15 protein-coding genes and 1 pseudogene are annotated in these 18,651 nt (G+C 73.1%); 13 read left to right on the forward strand and 3 right to left on the reverse strand.

What is annotated here, in order from left to right; genetic code table 11:
• Positions 1-115 precede the first annotated feature (115 nt).
• The 3 genes from AB0A65_RS23470 (at position 116) to AB0A65_RS23480 (ending at position 5,299) form a co-directional block, all read left to right on the forward strand.
• Positions 116-1,405, forward strand: a complete 1,290-nt coding sequence (locus AB0A65_RS23470; RefSeq protein ID WP_359954419.1) for a PA2928 family protein — start codon at positions 116-118, stop codon at positions 1,403-1,405.
• Positions 1,406-1,485: 80 nt separating this feature from the next.
• A complete protein-coding gene (locus tag AB0A65_RS23475) occupies positions 1,486-2,277 on the forward strand; it encodes a hypothetical protein (protein ID WP_359954421.1) in 792 nt (263 codons plus the stop codon).
• A 226-nt stretch (positions 2,278-2,503) separates the two neighbouring features.
• The gene (locus AB0A65_RS23480) at positions 2,504-5,299 is read left to right on the forward strand and encodes an Hsp70 family protein (protein WP_359954423.1); all 2,796 of its coding nucleotides are present in this window, start codon (positions 2,504-2,506) and stop codon (positions 5,297-5,299) included.
• Here the strand turns inward: AB0A65_RS23480 and AB0A65_RS23485 are convergent.
• Positions 5,296-6,099: a DeoR/GlpR family DNA-binding transcription regulator gene (locus AB0A65_RS23485; protein WP_359954425.1), complete on the reverse strand. Its 804-nt coding sequence runs from the start codon at positions 6,097-6,099 to the stop codon at positions 5,296-5,298. The two genes, AB0A65_RS23480 and AB0A65_RS23485, sit on opposite strands and share 4 nt — an antisense overlap.
• A gap of 276 nt (positions 6,100-6,375) precedes the next feature.
• On the opposite strand from AB0A65_RS23485, the gene AB0A65_RS23490 reads away from it, so the two are divergent.
• From AB0A65_RS23490 to AB0A65_RS23530, 9 genes and pseudogenes are all read left to right on the forward strand, one after another.
• Positions 6,376-7,437, forward strand: coding sequence for a substrate-binding domain-containing protein (locus AB0A65_RS23490; protein ID WP_359954426.1), 1,062 nt, complete (start codon positions 6,376-6,378; stop codon positions 7,435-7,437).
• 31 nt (positions 7,438-7,468) lie between these two features.
• Positions 7,469-8,287, forward strand: a complete 819-nt coding sequence (locus AB0A65_RS23495; protein ID WP_359954428.1) for an ATP-binding cassette domain-containing protein — start codon at positions 7,469-7,471, stop codon at positions 8,285-8,287.
• Positions 8,284-9,522 (forward strand): sugar ABC transporter permease, encoded by a 1,239-nt coding sequence (locus AB0A65_RS23500; RefSeq protein ID WP_359954430.1) that lies wholly within the window; start codon positions 8,284-8,286, stop codon positions 9,520-9,522. The genes AB0A65_RS23495 and AB0A65_RS23500 overlap by 4 nt, the downstream gene beginning before the upstream one ends.
• Positions 9,523-9,526: 4 nt before the next feature.
• Entirely contained in the window at positions 9,527-11,005 is a 1,479-nt protein-coding gene (locus AB0A65_RS23505; RefSeq protein ID WP_359954431.1) for an FGGY family carbohydrate kinase, read from the forward strand.
• On the forward strand, positions 10,998-12,464 hold the full coding sequence (locus tag AB0A65_RS23510; RefSeq protein ID WP_359954433.1) for an FGGY family carbohydrate kinase: 1,467 nt from the start codon (positions 10,998-11,000) through the stop codon (positions 12,462-12,464). Before AB0A65_RS23505 ends, AB0A65_RS23510 begins: the two co-directional genes overlap by 8 nt.
• Before the next feature lie 11 nt (positions 12,465-12,475).
• Positions 12,476-13,087, forward strand: coding sequence for a histidine phosphatase family protein (locus AB0A65_RS23515; RefSeq protein WP_359954599.1), 612 nt, complete (start codon positions 12,476-12,478; stop codon positions 13,085-13,087).
• Positions 13,084-14,112: a 2-hydroxyacid dehydrogenase gene (locus AB0A65_RS23520; RefSeq protein ID WP_359954435.1), complete on the forward strand. Its 1,029-nt coding sequence runs from the start codon at positions 13,084-13,086 to the stop codon at positions 14,110-14,112. Before AB0A65_RS23515 ends, AB0A65_RS23520 begins: the two co-directional genes overlap by 4 nt.
• Before the next feature lie 69 nt (positions 14,113-14,181).
• Positions 14,182-14,766: an isochorismatase family protein gene (locus AB0A65_RS23525; RefSeq protein ID WP_359954437.1), complete on the forward strand. Its 585-nt coding sequence runs from the start codon at positions 14,182-14,184 to the stop codon at positions 14,764-14,766.
• Positions 14,767-14,785: 19 nt separating this feature from the next.
• Positions 14,786-15,679 (forward strand): annotated as a pseudogene (locus AB0A65_RS23530) (DJ-1/PfpI family protein); the annotation flags it as partial.
• Positions 15,680-15,757: 78 nt separating this feature from the next.
• Here AB0A65_RS23530 and AB0A65_RS23535 read toward each other — a convergent pair.
• Positions 15,758-16,690 (reverse strand): aldo/keto reductase, encoded by a 933-nt coding sequence (locus AB0A65_RS23535; protein ID WP_359954439.1) that lies wholly within the window; start codon positions 16,688-16,690, stop codon positions 15,758-15,760.
• Positions 16,691-16,707: 17 nt separating this feature from the next.
• A complete protein-coding gene (locus AB0A65_RS23540; RefSeq protein WP_359954441.1) occupies positions 16,708-17,568 on the reverse strand; it encodes an aldo/keto reductase in 861 nt (286 codons plus the stop codon).
• A 151-nt stretch (positions 17,569-17,719) separates the two neighbouring features.
• On the opposite strand from AB0A65_RS23540, the gene AB0A65_RS23545 reads away from it, so the two are divergent.
• Positions 17,720-18,628 carry a LysR family transcriptional regulator gene (locus AB0A65_RS23545; protein ID WP_359954443.1) on the forward strand — a complete coding sequence of 303 codons (909 nt, stop codon included), beginning with the start codon at positions 17,720-17,722 and terminating at the stop codon, positions 18,626-18,628.
• Positions 18,629-18,651 lie beyond the last annotated feature (23 nt).

Here is an 18,651-nt window from a genome sequence, read left to right on the forward strand (position 1 = left end):
GCGCGAAGTGTAGCCGGGCCGTACGACTTCTACGGAAACCTGTGATCGGTAGGTGCGCGCGCGGGGCGACGCTGACGGCGTCGCCCCCACCGCACGCCCCCACAAGGAGGCCCCGATGTTCCAAGACTTCCGCGCGGCCGGTCCGCTCCCGCCGCACTCGCAGCTCGTGCGCTCCCCGTACGGCACCCCCGAGCACCCGCTCGAACCGAAGCGGCGCCCGCGCGGCGCGGGCGCCGGGATCTTCGGGTTCGCCCTCCTGCTCACCGCCGGGATCGCCGTCACCGCGATCGGCGGCGAGTACCTGACCGCGCCCGCACCGGACGTCATGCTGCGCACCGGGATCGCGTTCTCCGCCGACGGCCTCGCGCTCGTCCCCTACGACCGCGCCGGGTCCGGCGGGGTCCTCTCCGAGCTCGCCACCGACGTCAACGCGGTCCGCCTCGCGGCCGTCGACCTCGCCACGGGCGAGACCCGCTGGGACGTGCAGCTCGCCGACGAGCTCGACTGGGACGCCGCCGCGGTCGCCGCGGGGGAGGAGTACGCCTACATCGCGACCGCCGACGGCCTGGAGATCCGCGACCTCGACGACGGCGCGCTCGTCACCGAGGCGGGCGACGTGCCCGGCCTGGAGGGCGCCGGAACCGGCACGGCCGCATACGGTCTCGACCCCGAAGCGGGGGTCGTGGCGCTCGGCTTCGACGGCGGCCTGCGCACCCTCGCCCTCGACGCGCTCGAAGCGGCCCCCGCCGACGTCGCGGTCGCCGAGACCTGGGCGGGCCGCCTCGCCGCCGAAGGCGCCGCGCCCCAGCTCGGCGGCATGACCACCACCGAGGCGTCGATCGGCGAGGACGCGACGATCCGCGTCGAGCCGACCGCCGACGGGGCCGTCACCTCCGGCCTCGCCGTCATGGACGGCGGGGACCGCCGCGCCCTCGGCACCCGCACCTACACCGAGGCCGCGATCGTCCTCGACCAGACCGTCACCACCACGACCTGGGACCTCGACGTCGACGTGGACGGCCTCATCGACGACCTCCTGAACGACCCGAGCGCCGCCGAGGAACTCATGGACGACCCCACCGGGTCCATCGACCTCACCGTCCCCGCCGGGACCGCCGCGGGCGCCGCCTCCGGCCACGCCCTCGTCGAGCACAAGCGCGCCCCCGGCGGCGACGACTACGCGCTCACCGTCATCGACCTCGCCGACGGCACCGTCACCGCCTCCATCGACACCTCCGACCACGTCGGCCGCAGCATGACCGCGCCCGGCGGCCAGACCGTCGCCATCGTCGCCCCCGCCGACGGCCTCTACCAGAGCGACCTCCTGATCGTCGCCGCCGACGGCTCCGTCGACCGCGCCGTCTTCGGCGCGTTCGACCTGCTCGGCGACCCCGACATCGAATGACCCGCACCGAAACCTGTGACCGGTAGCCGCCGGTCCGGCCCGAGACTCATCTCATCAGCCACCGAGAAGGGAACACCCCGATGTTCAAGATCATCAACACCGTCCTCGTCATCGCCGGCCTCGCCTGCACCGCGATGTTCGTCATCACCGGCCTCAACGGCGAAGGCCCCGTCCCGTGGGTCAACGGCTGGATGGCCGGCCCGATCATCCTCCTCACCGTCCTCCCCGTCACCGGCATGATCGGCCGCCTCGCCGACGGCCCGCTCCGCGAACTCAGCGGCCGGGTCGCCAAGGGCTTCGAGAACACGCCGATCGCCATGGGCACCGTCGTCTCCGTCTCCCGCACCGGCCTCACGGTCAACGACCAGCCGCAGCTGGAGATCCTCTTCGACGTCGACACCATGGACGGCCAGTCGTTCCGCGCGGTCTCCCGCAGCCTCGTCGACATCACCGAACTCGCCGCGGTCGTCCCCGGCGCGATGCTCCCCGTCCGCTACCGGCCCGGCAGCACCGACGGCCGCGTCGCCATCGCCGTCGACGCCCCCCAGGCCGAGATGCAGGCCGCGTTCGACCGCGTCCGCGTCGCCAAGGGCCTCGTCACCCCCCGCCAGCTCCACATCGCCGAGCAGGGCCTCGACGGCCGCGCCGTCGTCCTCGCGCTCGCCCCCACCGGCGAGATCCAGGGCGACCGGGCCGTCATGGACATCGACCTGCGCATCACCCGCTTCGACGGCACCACCTTCGACCTGAAGCAGCGCAAGCCCATCGACGGCGGCGCCGTCGCCCAGATCCAGCCCGGCATGGTCGTGCGCGTCAAGTACCTCCCGCACGACGAGTCCGAGGTCGTGATCCTCACCGCCCTCAACCCCTGAACCGCCGTCCGCCCGGGCCCTCCCCGCAGGAGGGTCCGGTACGGGCGGAAACGCCCGGAACCCGCAGTTCAGGCGCAGCCCGCGCCCCCGGTCCCGTCACCCCCTCCGGGTATCCTCGCGAGGGCCCGCCCGGACAACGGCCGCCCGGATCCACCGGACCGGCCCCAGGGTCCACCGGCCCATCGCGGACCCCCCGTCCCTTCGCAGCCCCGAGTGAGTAGGACCCGTGAACGCTCCCGTTTGGCTCGCCGTCGACCTCGGCACCACCCACACCGTCGCCGTCATCGGCCGCGGCGGGGCCGAGCCCCGCTCCCTGCTCTTCGACGGCTCCCCGCTCCTCGCCTCCGGCGTGTTCCTCGACGCCGCGGGCGAACTCCACACCGGCCGCGACGCCCAGCGCCTCGCCGCCGCCGACCCCGGCCGGTTCGAGCCGCACCCCAAGCGCCGCATCGACGACGGCACCGTCCTCCTCGGCGACAGCGAGATCCCCGTCGAGGAACTCCTCGCCACCGGCCTGCGCCGCGTCGCCGAAGAGGCCGCCGCCTCCGGCATGAAGCCCACCGACACCGTGCTCACCTGCCCCGCCGACTGGGGCCCCGTGCGCCGCGCCAAACTCGAAGCGGCCGCCCGCCTCGCCGGACTCGGCGAAGTGCGGCTCCTGCCCGAGCCCATCGCCGCCGCCACCTACTGCGCCGAAGTCCTCGGCCAGGAGATCCCGGTCGGCGGCACCGTCGCCATCTTCGACTTCGGCGGCGGCACCTTCGACGTCGCCGTCGTCCGCCGCGACGACCAGGGCCTGCGCACCCTCGCGTTCGGCGGCCTCGACGACCTCGGCGGCCTCGACGTCGACATGGCCCTCGCCGCGCACCTCGGCCGCGTCATCGCCGGACGCGACCCCGAACTGTGGAAGCGCCTCAGCGAACCCGAGACCACCGCCGACCTACGCGACCGCCTCGCGTTCTGGGGCGAGGTGCGCGCCGCCAAGGAGATGCTCTCGCGCACCTCCACCGCGCCCGTCGCCCTCCCCGGCCACAACCCCATGGGCCTGCACCTCACCCGCGACGAGCTCACCAGCCTCGCCGACCCCCTCGTCGCCCGCGCCGTGGACGAGACCCGCCGCACCGTCGAACGCGCCGGGGTCGAACCCGCGCAGCTCACCGCCGTGCTCCTCGTCGGCGGCTCCTCCCGCATGCCGCTCGTCGCCACCCGCCTCCACTCGCGGCTCGGCGTCGCCCCGTCGGTCCCCGAGCAGCCCGAACTGCCCGTCGCGTTCGGCGCCTTCAAGCACGCGCTGGCCGAACCGGAGGCGCCCGCCCCGAGCCCGCCCGTGACGCCGGTCGGCTACGCGCCCTACCCGGTCGGCAGCCCGCCGCAGTACTCCCCGCAGGGCGGCCTCCCGCCCCACGGCTCGCAGCCGACCCCGCCGTTCGCGCCCTCACAACCGAACGCCCAGCCGAACGCCCAGTTCCCGCCGCCGCAGCCGACGCCGGCCGGGGCCGGTCAGCAGCCGTTCACCGTCCCGTTCCGGCCGACCGTCCACACCGGACCGCTGCCGACCGGCCTGCGGCCGTCGAAGCGGTGGGTCGCGATGTCGGTGGGCTCCTCGATCGTCACCGTGATCGTCATCCTCATCGTGATCGCCGTGAACAACCTCGGCATCAACGGCGTCATCGACGACCTCACCAGCGGGGACCTCCTCGACGGCATCGGCGACCTCGGCGGCGACGACGCCACCGAGGGCACCGGCCTCGACCTCGTCTACGAGCACACGCTCACCGGCACCGGCGCCGCCTCGGTGGCCGCCGCCGACGGCGTCGCCGTCATCGCCGAGGTCAACGGCGGCAAGACGAAAGTGGACGCGTTCGACGCCGCCGGAACCTCACTGTGGACGAACGAGTACGACCTGGAGCCGACCGAGCTGCACCTGTTCACCGTCGGGAACGTCCTCGTCATCGACGCCACCGCCTCCGCCACCGACGAGGGCCAGAACATGCGCGCGGCCGTCGCCCTCGACACCGGCGAGTTCCTGTGGAAGCAGCCGTGGGTCGACCGCAACGACGTCGCGTTCTACGGCACCGACGCGATCGTGGAGCAGCGCACCGGCTTCGACGACAACGCCGTCGTCCGCATCGACCTCACCACCGGTGAGGAGGTGTGGAAGAAGAAGGGGCCGGAGGACCTGTTCATCATCGACGAGTACCGCATCCGGGCGGAGACCGTCTGGAACGACGGCGAGGAGCACCCCGGCGCGGTCCCTCCGAACTCCTACTCGCTCTACGACAACCTCGCCGTCTCCGACCGGATCGTGGACCTCCAGCCCTACGAGGGCACCGCGACCGTGCGCAGCGCCGCCGACGGCGGCTCGCTCGTCAGCGGGGACCTGCCGCTGGACTCCGAGATGTGGACCGCGTTCGACGGCCTCGCGATCGGGCAGCTCTCCGACGAGGCGTCCCCGGGCCGCGCCGCCCTCGCCGGGTACTCCCTGGACGACCTCGGCCAGGCGTGGCAGCACGACTTCGACGCGGGCTACACCATCACGAACGTCAAGTCCTGCGGCGAGCACCTCGTCTGCGCCGCAGTGGAGAACAGCACCGCCGAGCAGTACCAGACCGTCGCGGTGAACACCGAGGACGGCACGCTCCTGTGGGAGCTCAACTCCATCGACTGGTCCGTCGAGGAGAGCTGGTACTCCACGCCCGCCGCCGTGCTGCACGGCGACCAGGTCTTCGACACCCTCGACGAGGTCCGCGTGGCCGACTTCGCGGGGGCCCTCAAGGACGCGGACGAGCCGTACATGTCGGTCCTCGCCGTCAAGGACGGCCGCGCCGTGGTCGACCAGGTCAGTTCCGGCATGAGCACCGTGTGGGAGGTGTTCGTCCTCGACCCGGCCACCGGCGACCGCACCCCCGTCCAGGACACCGGGCCCGAACTGCCCGAGCACGTCTCGATCGCGGGCGACCTCGTCGCCGTCCACACCGGGGACGGCCGGGCGCAGATCCTCGCCGCCTCCGGACTGGGTTAGTCGGCAGGGGCCACAAGGACTTTCGCGGCCGTCGACTGGAGCTCCTCCAGTCGCGGCGCCGGGATGCCGGGGTCGACCACGACCAGGTCGAACCCGGCGACCGGCGCGAGCCGGTACAGGCCGCGGCGGTCGAACTTGGTGTGGTCCACCAGGAGCACGCGGCGGTCGCACGCGTCCATGAGCGCCCGCTTCACCGCCACCGTCTCCGGCGACTGGTGGTAGCACGAGCCGCGGGTGATCGCCGTCGTGGACGCGAACAGCAGGTCCGCGTGCAGGCTCGAAATCGAGTCCACCGTGCGCAGACCGAGAAAGGCGTCGTACGCCGGGTAGTACGTGCCGCCCAGGGAGATCAGCTCGATCCCCGGGCTCCCCGCGAGCGTCTGGATCACCGGCCCGAAGTACGTGATCACCGTGAGCGGCGCGCGCTCGGGGAGCAGCTCGGCCAGCGCGAGCGCCGTCGTGGACTCGTCCAGCAGCACCGACTGCCCCGGCTTGACCAGGCGCAGCGCCGCCCGCGCGATGGCCTCCTTCGCTTCGGCCATGGCGCCCATGCGGTGCCGCACGTCCCCGTGGAACGCGGTCGAGGGCTGCGCGGTCGCGCCGCCGCGCACCTTCCGCAGCCAGCCCTCCCGCTGGAGGTAGTCGAGGTCGCGGCGGATCGTCATGGTCGTGACGCCGAGGTCGGCGGCGAGCTGCTCGATGCGCACGAACCCCTCGTCCACCACGCGGGCCCTGATCATTTCGCGGCGGGCGCGCGGGGCGCGGCCCCCTTCGCCTGCGGGATCGGGTTCCGGCGCCATCGTGGACCTCTGTTCGTTCCGTGTGAAGTGAACAACCCCCGGCGGCCGCGCGGGCCCGGGGTCCGGGCCCGCTGAGCGGCGTCTTCCTCGGTTCGGTGCAACGAGGAGCGATCGCCGCGGTGTGCGGCCCCGGACCTTCATAACACAATTACGGAGTCGCTTACAACACCGATGCTGTTCGTTTCGCGCGCGGTAGTGACATCCGGGCCGGTGCGGGTCTACGGTCGCAGTCACGACACAACCCCTCCCGTCAGGGAACCGACAAAGGAGTCGTCGATGAGCAGACTTGCAGCCGGTGCGCTCACCGGTGTGCTGGCCCTGGCCGCCCTCGCGGCCTGCGCCGAAGAACCCGGGGCCGAAGGCGGCGGGGACGGCGCCGGCACGGTCGCCTTCCTCATGCCCGACCTGGCCTCGACCCGCTACGAGCAGTACGACGCGCCCCTGTTCGAGGAGCGCATGGGCGAGCTGTGCGCCGACTGCGAGGTGATCTACCAGAACGCCGACTCGGACGCGGCCCTCCAGCAGCAGCAGGCCAACTCGGCCATCGCCCAGGGCGCCGAGGTGATCGTGATCGACCCGGTCGACTCGACCGCCGCGGCCACGATCGTGCAGACCGCGCAGTCCCAGGGCGTCAAGGTCGTCGCCTACGACCGGCCCATCCCCGACAAGCCCGCCGACTTCTACATCTCCTTCGACAACGAGGCGATCGGCGAGGCCATCGGCCAGTCCCTCGTGGACCACCTCGACGCCGAAGGCGCGCAAGGGGGCCTGCTCCAGGTCAACGGCTCGCCCACCGACGCCGCGGCCGGACTCATCAAGCAGGGCATCCACAACGCGATCGACGACTCGGGCTACGAGCTCCTCGCCGAGTACGACACCCCCGACTGGTCGCCCGAGGACGCGCAGCAGTGGGTCAGCGGCCAGATCGCGCAATTCGACGGGCAGATCGCGGGCGTCGTCGCCGCGAACGACGGCACCGGGGGCGGCGCGATCGCCGCGTTCAAGGCCGCCGACGCCGCCGTCCCGCCGATCACCGGGAACGACGCCGAACTCGCCGCGATCCAGCGGATCATCGCGGGGGACCAGTACAACACCATCTCCAAGCCGATCCGCATCGTCGCCGAGGCCGCCGCCGACGCCGCGTACGCGCTCATGCAGGGCGAGGAGCCCGAGGCCACGCACGACCTGTTCGACACCCCGTCGCAGCTGTTCGAGCCCACCGTGGTCACCCAGGAGAACCTCGCCGAGGTGATCTTCGGCCCCGACGGCGTGCTCGCGCCCGAGGACGTCTGCACCACCGAGTACGCCGACGCCTGCACCGCGCTCGGCATCGCGTAACCCCTTCGCACGCAAAGGAAATGACCAGACCATGACGAAGACAGGAGCGGCGACGGTGCTGTCGCTGCGCGGGATCTCCAAGAGCTTCGGCGCGGTCGCCGCCCTCGCCGACGTCGACCTCGACGTCGGCGAGGGGGAGGTCGTGGCGATCGTCGGCGACAACGGCGCCGGGAAGTCCACGCTCGTGAAGGTCCTCGCGGGCGTCCACCCGCCCGACTCGGGCACCATCGAGTTCGAGGGCCGCGAGGTGCGGCTTGAATCGCCCACGCAGGTCCACGCCCTCGGCATCGCGACCGTGTTCCAGGACCTCGCCCTGTGCGAGAACCTCGACGTGAAGGCGAACCTGTTCCTGGGCAGGGAGATCCGGCCGTTCCTCCTCGACGACGTCGCCATGGAGAAGCGCTCCTGGGAGCTGCTGCGGCAGCTCTCGGCGAAGATCCCGACGCTGAGCGTCCCCGTCGCGGCCCTGTCCGGCGGGCAGCGCCAGACCGTCGCCATCGCCCGGTCGCTCCTGGGCGACCCGAAGGTGATCCTCCTCGACGAGCCGACCGCCGCGCTCGGCGTGGCCCAGACCGCGGAGGTCCTCAACCTCGTGGAGCGCCTGCGGGACAAGGGCCTCGGCGTCGTCATGATCTCCCACAACATGGAGGACGTGCGCGCCGTCGCCGACCGGGTGGCCGTGCTCCGCCTGGGCCGCAACAACGGCGTCTTCGACGCCCGCACCGTCTCCACTGAGGACATCATCGCGGCGATCACGGGCGCCGCCGACAACGCCGTGTCGCAGCGGGCGTCCCGCACCGCCGACCGCGCCTCCCAAGCCCCCGCCCCTGAAGGGAGCGACGCCCGATGAGCCCCGAGACCCCGACCCTCGACCTCCAGGACGAGCGCCTGGTCGCCCCGCAGACCTTCGGCGACTCCGTGCGCGCCGCCGTGCGCCGCGTGCGCGACGGGGACCTGGGGATGCTCCCCGTCGCCGCCGGGATCGTCGTCATCTGGACGGTGTTCCAGCTCCTCAACCGCACGTTCCTGTCCAGCACCAACCTGGTGAACCTGTCGTTCGACATCGTGCCCGTCGGGTTCCTCGCCCTCGGCATCGTGTGCGTGCTCCTGGTCGGCCAGATCGACCTGTCGGTCGGCTCGGTCAGCGGCGTCGCCGCCGCCGTCACCGCCCTCGTCATGGTCCGGTACGAGCAGCCGATCTGGCTCGCGATCCTCGCCGCCATCGCGTGCGGGTGCCTCATCGGGTACGTGTACGCGCAGGGCTTCAACCGGTTCGCCGTGCCCTCGTTCGTGATGACCCTCGCCGGGCTCCTCGCGTTCCTCGGCGTGCAGCTGTGGCTGCTGCGCGGCCAGAACGCCGTCAACCTGCCCTACGACTCCGACCTGGTGCAGTTCGCGCAGCTGTGGTTCGTGCCCGAGTGGATGTCGTACCTGTACGTCATCATTGCGGCAGCGGGCTTCTTCGGGACGAGCCTGCTGGGGGCGCGCACGCGCAAAGCCGCCGGGCTGTCCGCGCCGTCGGTGCGGCTGCTGGTGCTCCGCGCGGCCCTGGTGCTGGCCGCGCTCGGGTTCACCGCGTTCTACCTCAACCGGACCCGCGGCGTCGCCTGGATGTTCGTGCTGTTCGTCGTCGTGGTCCTGGTCATGCACTACGTGCTCTCGCGCACGAAGTTCGGGCGCTCGATCTACGCGGTCGGCGGGAACCCCGAGGCCGCGCGCCGCGCGGGCATCAACGTGAAGTCCGTGTACGCGTGGACGTTCGTGATGTGCTCGACCCTCGCGGCCGTCGGCGGCGTGCTCGCCGCCGCCCGCCTCGCCGCCGCCACCCAGTCCACCGGCACCGGCGACGTCAACCTGAACGCCATCGCCGCGGCCGTCATCGGCGGCACCAGCCTCTTCGGCGGGCGCGGCTCCGCGTTCTCGGCGCTCCTGGGCATCCTGGTCATCCAGTCGATCTCCAGCGGCCTGACGCTCCTCAACCTCGACTCGTCCTACCGGTTCATGATCACCGGCGCGGTCCTCGTCCTCGCCGTCGCGCTCGACTCGTTCGCCCGCCGCTCGCGCCAGGCCCACGGGAGAGGATGACGCCATGACCTCCATCTCGATCGACGCGGGCACCACCGCGATCAAGGCCGTGGCCCACGGCGACGACGGCACGGAGCTGTTCGTCGCCCGCGGAGCGGTCGGCGTGCAGCGCCCCCGCACCGGCTGGGCCGAGCAGGACATGGCCGAGGTCTGGCGCGCGACCGCCGCGGCCGTCCGCGAAGCGGCCCGGCACCTCCCGGGCCCGCCCGACATGATCGCGCTGACCGCCCAGGGCGACGGCTGCTGGCTCGTGGACGCCGAAGGGCAGCCGACCGGGCCGGCCGTCCTGTGGTCCGACGGGCGCGCGGCGCCGATCGTCGACCGGTGGCGCGACGCGGGCGTCCTCGACGAGGCGTTCCGCGCCAACGGATCGCTCACGTTCCCGGGCCTGCCGAACGCCGTCCTCGCCTGGCTCGTCGAGCGCGACCCCGACCGCCTCGACCGGTCCCACGCCGCACTCACCTGCGGCGGATGGGTGTTCCACAACCTGACGGGACTGTTCGCGGCCGACGAGTCCGACGCGTCCGCGCCCTTCCTCGACCCCGCGACCCGCGACTACTCGCCGCGGCTCGTCGAGCTGTTCGGCCTCTCCCGGGCCGCCCGCCTCCTTCCGCAGGTCCTCGGCGACGCCGACCGCGCCGCCGCACTGCGCCCCGAGGCCGCCGCGGCGCTCGGACTCCCGGCCGGAGTACCGGTCGTCATGGCGCCCTACGACGTCGCGTCCACCGCGATCGGCGCCGGAGCCGCCACCGCGGGCACCGGCTGCGCGATCCTCGGGACCACCCTGTGCACCGAGATCGTACGCGCGGGGACCGACACCACCGGTGAACCCGCAGGTCTCACGGTCGCGCTCGACTCGGCCGGCCAGTGGCTCCGCGTCTACCCGACCCTCGCCGGGACCGAGGTGATCGACTGGGCCACTTCCATGCTCGACCTCCCCTCGCCCGAAGCGCTCGGCGACCTCGCCGCCGCCGCGCCGCCCGGCGCCGGGGGCCTCGTGTTCCTCCCGTACCTGTCCCCGGCCGGCGAGCGCGCCCCGTTCCTCGACACCGCCGCCCGCGGCACCTTCTGGGGCCTCACCCTCGAACACGGTCGCGGGCACCTCGCCCGCGCCGTCTTCGAGGGACTCAGCCTCACCATCAAGGACTGCCTCGCCGCCTCCGGCGCCCACGTGCAGGAGCTGCGGCTCTGCGGCGGCGGCGCGGGCAGCGACCTGTGGTGCCGCATGATCGCCGACGCCACCGGCGTCCCCGTCGTGCGCACCGCCGACACCGAGATCGGCGCGAAGGGCGCGTTCCTGTCCGGCCTCGTGGCCACCGGCGCCGAACCCGACCTCGCCGCGGCCGCATCGAAGTACGTGCGCCCCGGCGACCGCTTCGAGCCGCAGGAGACGAGCGTCTACGACGGCCTGTACGCCGAGTTCCTCGCCCTGCGCGACATCGCCCGCGCGGGCTGGCGGGCCCAGGCGGGGCGCCGTGGCTGACCGCATCTGGATCGGCGCCGACCTCGGCACGCAGAGCGTCCGCGTCCTCGCCGCCGACGACGCCGGACGCGTCCTCGGCCGCGGTGCCGCCCCGCTCACCGGCACCCGCGACGGCGCCCGCCACGAGCAGGACCCCGAGCAGTGGTGGACCGCGTTCCGCACCGCCGCCCGCCAGGCCACCGCGCCCCTCGACGTCTCCCGCATCGCCGGGATCGCCGTCGACGGCACCTCCGGGACCGTCCTCCTCGCCGACGACGCGGGCCGCCCGACCACCCCCGGCCTCATGTACGACGACGCCCGCGCCGAAGAGGAAGCCTTGCGCGTCAACGAGACCGGCGCGGAAGTCTGGGACCGGCTCGGCTACCGGCGCATGCAGCCGGGCTGGGCGCTCCCCAAGCTCCTCCGGCTGGTCGAGCGGTCCACGGGCGGAACCCGCCTGCTCCACCAGCCGGACCTCGTCACCTGGCGACTCGCGGGCCGCCAGCTCGCCGCCGACGCCAGCCACGCGCTCAAGACCGGGTACGACCTCGTCGAGGAGCGCTGGCCCGCCGACGTGCTCGACGCGCTCGGCATTCCGTTGTCGCTCATGCCGGACGTGGTCCGGCCCGGCACGGTCATCGGCGACGTCGGCCCCGACGGCGCCGCGGCCACCGGCATCCCCGCGGGGACGCCGATCGTCGCGGGCATGACCGACGGCTGCGCGGCCCAGCTCGCGGGCGGCGCGCTCGCCACCGGCTCCTGGAACGCGGTCCTCGGCACCACGCTCGTCCTCAAAGGAGTGTCCGAGCACCTGGTGCGCGACCCCGGCGGCGTCGTCTACTGCCACCGCGGCCCCGGCGGCACCTGGCTGCCCGGCGGGGCCTCCTCCAGCGGCGCCGGGGCCCTCGCGCGGCTCCTCCCGGGCGCCGACCTCGACGCGCTCACCGCCGTCGCCGCGCAGCGCGGCCCCGGACCCGTCGTCTACCCGCTCGCCGGGGCGCGAGGCGAGCGGTTCCCCTTCGCCGCAGCCGATCTCGAACCGTTCACGCTCGGCGAGACGCACGACGACGCCGACGTCCTCAGCGGCGTCCTCACCGGCCTCGCCTGCGTCGAGCGCCTCTGCTTCGACTACCTCGACCACCTCGGCGCGCCGACCGGCGGCGACCTCGCCTTCACCGGCGGCGGCAGCGCCAACCGGTACTGGTCCCAGCTGCGCGCCGACCTCCTCGGGCGCCCCGCGCGCCTCCCCGAGCACGCCGAGTCCGCGGCCGGTATGGCCGTCCTCGCCGCCACCTCCACCGGGAGGTCCATCGTGGACGTCTCGGCGTGGATGACCGGCACCGGCGACGCGATCGAGCCGGACCCGTCCCGGCACCGCGCGCTCACCGACCTGTACCTGCGCTTCACCGACCATCTCCATGAGCGGGGCCGGATCGACCGGCCGTTCCACGCCCATGTCCACCGGAGGGCCGAACACTGACCGACATCGTGATGGTGCGCCACGGCGAGACCGTCTGGCACGCCGAGAACCGGTACACCGGGACCACCGACGTCCCGCTCACCGACCGCGGCCGCGACCAGGCCCGCAGCCTCGGCGCGTGGGCCGCGGGCGCCGGACTCGACGCCGTCTGGTCCTCCGACCTGACACGCGCCGTCGAGACCCTCGCGCCCGCCGCCGCCTCGACCGCCCTGCGCCCCACCAGCGACGACCGCCTCCGCGAGGTCGCGTTCGGCGACGGCGAGGGCCTCACCGGCGCCGAGATGCGCGAGCGGTTCCCGGACCGCTACGCCGCCTTCGAGAAGGACCCCGTCGGCGACCACCTCCCCGGCGGCGAGGACCCCGTCGCGGCCGTCGCCCGCGCCAGCGCCTGCCTGGACGAGATCGCCGCCGCCCACGAGGGCGGGCGCGTGCTCGTCGTGTGGCACTCGACGCTCATGCGGCTCGTGCTGTGCGACTGGCTCGGCATCCCGCTCTCGGAGTACCGGCGCCGACTTCCCATGGTGCGCAACGTGGGGCTCACCGAAGTGCGGGTCGGTGCGGGGCGGCGCTCGCTGCTCCAGTACAACACCCCCGTCTGGACCGATGAGGAGGACCACCGATGACCCGAGTGCTCGCCGCGGGCGACAGCTTCGTCCTGCCCGGCCTGCTCGCCGCCGCGCTCCGCGAGCGCGTCGCCGGGCTGGAGATCCGCGAACTCGCCCTGGACTGGCCCGACACGCCGTTCGGCCCCGTCGCCGAGGTCGTGGAGGCCTCGGGCACGGAGGACGCGATCATCGAGGCGCTGCAAGGCGTCCGGGTATGCGTCACGCAGATGGCGCCGATCACCGCGCGCGTCCTGGAAGCCTGCCCGGACCTCGCATTCGTCGCGGTGGGCCGCGGCGGCCCCGTCAACGTCAACCTCGACGCGGCCACCAAGCACGGCGTCGCGGTCTCCAGTGCGCCGGGCCGGAACGCGACGGCCACCGCCGAGCACACGATCGCGCTCATGCTCGCGGCCATGCGCCGCATCCCGCAGGTCCACGGCGACCTCGCGGCGGGCACCTGGCGCGGCGACTACTACCGGTACGACTCGGTGGGCCTGGAGCTGGAGGGCCGCACGGTCGGCCTGATCGGCTACGGCGCCATCGGGAACCGGGTGGCGCGCATCGCGAACGGCTTCGGCGCGCGCGTCGTCGTCCACGACCCGTACGTCGACCCGGCCCTCCTCGCCGGCGTTGCCGAGCCGCTGGACCTGCCCGAGCTCCTGGCGCAGGCCGACGTCCTGTCGCTCCACGCCCGGCTCACCCCGGACACGCGCGGCATGATCGGCGCGGCCCAGATCGAAGCGCTCAAACCCGGCTCGGTCCTCGTCAACTGCGCCCGCGGCGCCCTCGTCGACTACGACGCGGTCTGCGACGCCCTCGACTCCGGCCGCCTCTTCGCCGCCGCCTTCGACGTCTACCCCGTCGAACCCATCCCCGCCGCCTCCCGCCTCCTGCGCACCGAAGGCATCGTCATGACCCCCCACCTCGCGGGCGCCAGCCGCGAGACCGCCCACAACGCCGCAGCCATCACCGCCGACGAGACCGCCAGGTTCCTCGCAGGAGCACCCCTCCTGCACTGCCAGAACCCCGACGCGCTCGGCTGACCGGATCGTTCCGGTCCCGGCCGGGATCGTGCCTGTCGGCGGGGGCGCGTCGGCGGCAGGATTGGGTGCATGAACCGAGCGCTGATCGTCATCGACGTCCAAGAGTCCTTCCGGCAGCGGCCCAACTGGGCCGCGACCTCCGACCCGGACGTCGCCGGGAAGGTCGCCCGCCTGGTCGACCACGCCAGGGCCAGGGGCGACCTGGTCGTGTGGGTGCTCCACCACGAGCCCGGCACCGGCAACGTGTTCGACCCCGCCCGCGGCTTCTGCACCTACATCGAGGGCCTGAAACCCGAAGCGGGCGAGCCGGAGCTCGCGAAGACCTCGCACAACGCGTTCACCACCACGAACCTCCAGCAGGTCCTCACCGAGCGCGGCGTCCGCGAGGTCGCGGTCTGCGGCATCCGCACTGAGCAGTGCTGCGAGACGACCGCGCGCGTTGCCTCCGACTTCGGGTACGCGGTGGACTTCATCGTGGACGCCACCGCGACCCACCCGATCCCGCACCGGGACTCGGACTACGACCGGCCCGTCGAGGAGGTCCTCGCCGACCCGCTGACGCTCCAGACCGCCGACGTCATCGAGCGCACCGTGTACGCGCTCGCGGGCCGGTTCGCGACGATCAGTACCGTGGACGAAGTGACCGCGCGCTGACCGGATCGGGAGGGCCCGCATGACCAGCGTCGTCTTCCTGCTGGTGCCGCAGCTGCACCTGCTCGACCTGGCCGGACCGGCCCAGGTGTTCTCGACGGCCGCCGACCTGGGGCTGGACTACCGGACCTGGTTCGTCGCCGACGACGAGGACGTGGCGACCGCGCAGGGCCTCCCGCTGCGCGCCGGGACCGAGTGGCCCGAGCTGGGCCCGGGGGACCTGGTGCTCGTGCCGGGCTGGCGCTCCCCGAAGACCGCGGGCGGGCCGCGCCTCACCGACGCTCAAGTGGCGCAGCTGCAAGCGCATCACGAGCGCGGCGGCACCGTCGGGTCCGTGTGCTCCGGGGCGTTCGCGCTCGGGCAGGCCGGGCTGCTCGACGGGCGCCGCTGCACCACCCACCACTCGCTCCAGGACGAGCTGGCGTCCCGGTTCCCGCGCGCCGTCGTGGAGCGCGACCGGCTGTTCGTCACCGACGGCCGGGTCGTCACGTCCGCAGGGATCGCCAGCGGCATCGACCTCGCGCTGCACCTGGTCGCGGTGCGGCACGGCCCGGCCGAGGCCGCGCGGATCGCCCGCGACATGGTCGTCTACGCCCGCCGCGGCGGCGACGCCGCGCAGGACTCGGCGATGCTGCGGCACCGCTCGCACCTCTCGGACGCCGTGCACCGCGTCCAGGACCTCATCGACGTGCGGTTCGCCGAACCGCTGCGCCTCGCCGACCTCGCCGCGGCCGCGGGCGTCTCCGAGCGCACCCTCACCCGCCGGTTCACCGAGGCCACCGGCATGACGCCCCTGCGCTACCAGTCGGTGCTGCGCCTCGAACGCGCCGAGCACCTCATCTCCCAAGGCGCCCAAGTGGAGTCCGCGGCCCGCACGGTCGGTTTCGGCGACGCCCGGATGCTGCGGCGGCTGCGGACAGCGGCAGGGGCCCGGACGTCCGCCCGGGCCCCTGCCGCCCCCTCTCGGAATCGAGTCTCGTTACGCCGCAGTCGACTACGGCACCGTGTACCCGGCGGTGCGCAGCAGCTCGTACCATTCGGCGCGCGTGAGCGGCACCTCCGAGCCCTGCGCGGAACCGGTGATCCGCTCGACGTTGGTGGTGCCGATGACCACCTGCATGTTCGCCGGGTGGCGGGTGATCCACGCGACGGCGATCGCGATCGGCGGGACGCCGTACTTCGCGGCGAGCCGGTCGACCGTCGCGTTCAGCTCGGGGTATCGCTCGGAGCCGAGGAATGGCCCGTCGAAGAACCCGGCCTGGAACGGCGACCACGCCTGGACCGTGATGTCGTTGAGGCGGCAGTAGTCCACGATGCCGTCGTCGCGGGACACGGACTGGTCGAGGCCCTGCATGTTCGCGGCCACGCCCTGCGCGATCAGCGGCGCGTGCGTGATCGACAGCTGCACCTGGTTCGCGACGATCGGCTGCGTCACGTACTTGCGCAGCAGGTCCATCTGGCGCGCGGTGTGGTTCGAGACGCCGAACGCCCGCACCTTGCCCGAGGCGGCGAGGTCGTCGAACGCGCGGGCGACCTCCTCGGGCTCCACGAGGGCGTCGGGCCGGTGCAGCAGCAGGATGTCCAGGTAGTCGGTGTCGAGCGCCGCGAGCGACTCGTCCACCGAGGTGGTGATGTGCTCGTACGAGAAGTCGAAGTGCGGGCCGGGGTGGCGGATGCCGGTCTTGGTCTGGATGACCAGGCGCTCGCGCTCGGACGGCGTGAGCTTCATGGCCTCCGCGAAGCGGCGCTCGCAGCCGTGGCGGCTACTGCCGTAGATGTCGGCATGGTCGATGAACGTGATCCCGGCGTCGAGCGCGGCGCCGACGATGGCCCGCACCTCCTCGTCGGTCTTCTCCTGGATGCGCATGAGCCCGAGCACCACGTTCGGTGCCTCGATCTCCGTGCCGGGCATGGTGAAGGTCTTCATCTGCGGTTCCTCGTGTCTCAGGCGGCGGACAGGCGCGCGACCTGGTCCTCGGTCAGGTGGAGCTCGGCCGCGCCGGCCGAGTCGCGGATGCTCTCGGGCCGCGAGGCGCCCGGGATCGGGACGACCACCGGCGCCAGCGCGAGCTGCCACGCCAGGGTCACCTGGTAGACGGAGACGCCGAGCTCCGCGGCGACCTCGTTGAACGCGGCGTGGCGCGACCCGAGTTCGGGCGCGCTCTTGATGCCGCCCAAGGGGCTCCACGGCAGGAACGCGACGCCGAGCTTCGCGCAGTGGTCGAGTTCCCCTTCGCTGGAGCGGAACCGCGGCGAGAACTGGTTCTGCACGGAGGCGAGTCGCCCGCCGAGGATCGCGTTCGCCTCGTCGATCTGCGCGACCGACGCGTTCGAGATCCCGGCGAGTTCGATGACGCCCTCGTCGAGGAGGTCGCGGATCGCGCCGACCGAGTCCGCGTACGGGACCTTCGGGTCGGGGCGGTGGAACTGGTAGAGGCCGATCGCGTCGACGCCGAGGCGCTGCGCGGACGCCTTGACGGCCTCCTTCAGGTACTCGGGGCGCCCGTCCTGGGTCCACGTGCCGTCGCCGGGGCGCAGGTGGCCGCCCTTGGTGGCGACCAGGACGCCGTCGGCGCCGGGGCCGTACGACTTGAGGGCCTTCGCGATGAGCGTCTCGTTGTGGCCGACCTCGTTCGCGTCGCGGTGGTAGGCGTCGGCGGTGTCGATGAGCGTCACGCCCGCGTCGAGCGCGGCGTGGATCGCGGCGACCGACCGCTCCTCGTCCGGGCGGCCCTCGATGGACATCGGCATCCCGCCGAGCCCGATCGCCGATACCTGCCGGTTCCCGATGGTGCGCTGCTGCATTGATGCACTCCCTGCTGCTGGGCCCGCCCCCGGCGGTGCGCACCCCCTGCGCGCCCGCCGGCCGACGGATGTCCAGGCCGATGCTAGGTATCCTCGATCTAGAAGTCCAACAACTGACGCTTCTGATATTGAGAATCCAGGGGAATGATTCATGGACCTGCGGCAGATGGAGTACCTGGTCGCGCTCGCCGATGAGAGGCACTTCACACGGGCGGCGGAGCTCATGGGGATCTCCCAGTCCGGCCTGTCGGCCGCGATCCGCAGCCTGGAGGACGAGCTCGGCACCGCCCTGTTCGTCCGCACCACCCGCCGGGTCGAGCCCACGGAGGCCGGTTTCGCGCTGCTCCCGTACGCGCGCATGATGCTGGAGCAGGCCGCGGGCGCCCGCGACGCCGTCGTCAAGGCCAGCCGCGCCGTCTCCGGGTCGCTGTCGATCGGCGCGGAGCAGTGCCTCGGCCTCATCGAGGTCAGCCCCCTGCTCGACCGCTTCCACCGCCGCCACCCGCAGGTCGAGACGATGTTCACGCAGTGCGGCTCCCACGACCTCATCGGCATGGTCCGCGCCGGGGAACTGGACGTCGCGTTCGTCGCGACCGACCGGCACCTCTCCGGCCTGCCGCACCGCGAGATCGGCAGCGAGCCCCTCGTCGTCGTCACCCCGCCCGACCACCACCTCGCCGCCCGCGCCTCCGTCCCGTGGGCCGCCCTCGACGACCAGGACTTCGTCGACTTCGGCGCCGCGTGGGGCGTGCGGACCCTCAACGAGTCGGTGTTCGCCGCCCGCGGCCTGCGCAGGCGCGTGCGCTGCACCGTCAACGACGTCCACACCCTCCTCGACCTGGTCTGCCGCGGCCTCGGCATCGCCGTCGTCCCCCGCCACGTCGCCGCCAAACCCCAGGCGGGCGCGCTGCGGGTCCTCCCGCTCGCCGACCAGGACGTGCCGCAGTGGACCGTCTCGGTCGTCTCCACCGCCTGGGACCAGGCCGACTCGCCCGCCGCCCACCTCCTCGAACTCCTCGAAGAGGGCCAGGTCCCCGACACCGCCCCGGCCGCCGCGTAAAAGAATCCGGAAAAGATCCGCCG

This window comes from Glycomyces sp. NPDC047010 (genome assembly GCF_040644205.1).
GTDB lineage: Bacteria > Actinomycetota > Actinomycetes > Mycobacteriales > Micromonosporaceae > Glycomyces.

Excerpts from the sequence above, each read along its gene's own strand:
- AB0A65_RS23470 (WP_359954419.1), top strand. The coding sequence starts at position 116 with ATGTTCCAAGACTTCCGCGCGGCCGGTCCGCTCCCGCCGCACTCGCAG.
- AB0A65_RS23475 (WP_359954421.1), top strand. The coding sequence starts at position 1,486 with ATGTTCAAGATCATCAACACCGTCCTCGTCATCGCCGGCCTCGCCTGC.
- AB0A65_RS23485 (WP_359954425.1), bottom strand. The coding sequence starts at position 6,099 with ATGGCGCCGGAACCCGATCCCGCAGGCGAAGGGGGCCGCGCCCCGCGC.
- AB0A65_RS23490 (WP_359954426.1), top strand. The coding sequence starts at position 6,376 with ATGAGCAGACTTGCAGCCGGTGCGCTCACCGGTGTGCTGGCCCTGGCC.
- AB0A65_RS23495 (WP_359954428.1), top strand. The coding sequence starts at position 7,469 with ATGACGAAGACAGGAGCGGCGACGGTGCTGTCGCTGCGCGGGATCTCC.
- AB0A65_RS23500 (WP_359954430.1), top strand. The coding sequence starts at position 8,284 with ATGAGCCCCGAGACCCCGACCCTCGACCTCCAGGACGAGCGCCTGGTC.
- AB0A65_RS23505 (WP_359954431.1), top strand. The coding sequence starts at position 9,527 with ATGACCTCCATCTCGATCGACGCGGGCACCACCGCGATCAAGGCCGTG.
- AB0A65_RS23515 (WP_359954599.1), top strand. The coding sequence starts at position 12,476 with ATGGTGCGCCACGGCGAGACCGTCTGGCACGCCGAGAACCGGTACACC.
- AB0A65_RS23520 (WP_359954435.1), top strand. The coding sequence starts at position 13,084 with ATGACCCGAGTGCTCGCCGCGGGCGACAGCTTCGTCCTGCCCGGCCTG.
- AB0A65_RS23525 (WP_359954437.1), top strand. The coding sequence starts at position 14,182 with ATGAACCGAGCGCTGATCGTCATCGACGTCCAAGAGTCCTTCCGGCAG.
- AB0A65_RS23535 (WP_359954439.1), bottom strand. The coding sequence starts at position 16,690 with ATGAAGACCTTCACCATGCCCGGCACGGAGATCGAGGCACCGAACGTG.
- AB0A65_RS23540 (WP_359954441.1), bottom strand. The coding sequence starts at position 17,568 with ATGCAGCAGCGCACCATCGGGAACCGGCAGGTATCGGCGATCGGGCTC.
- AB0A65_RS23545 (WP_359954443.1), top strand. The coding sequence starts at position 17,720 with ATGGACCTGCGGCAGATGGAGTACCTGGTCGCGCTCGCCGATGAGAGG.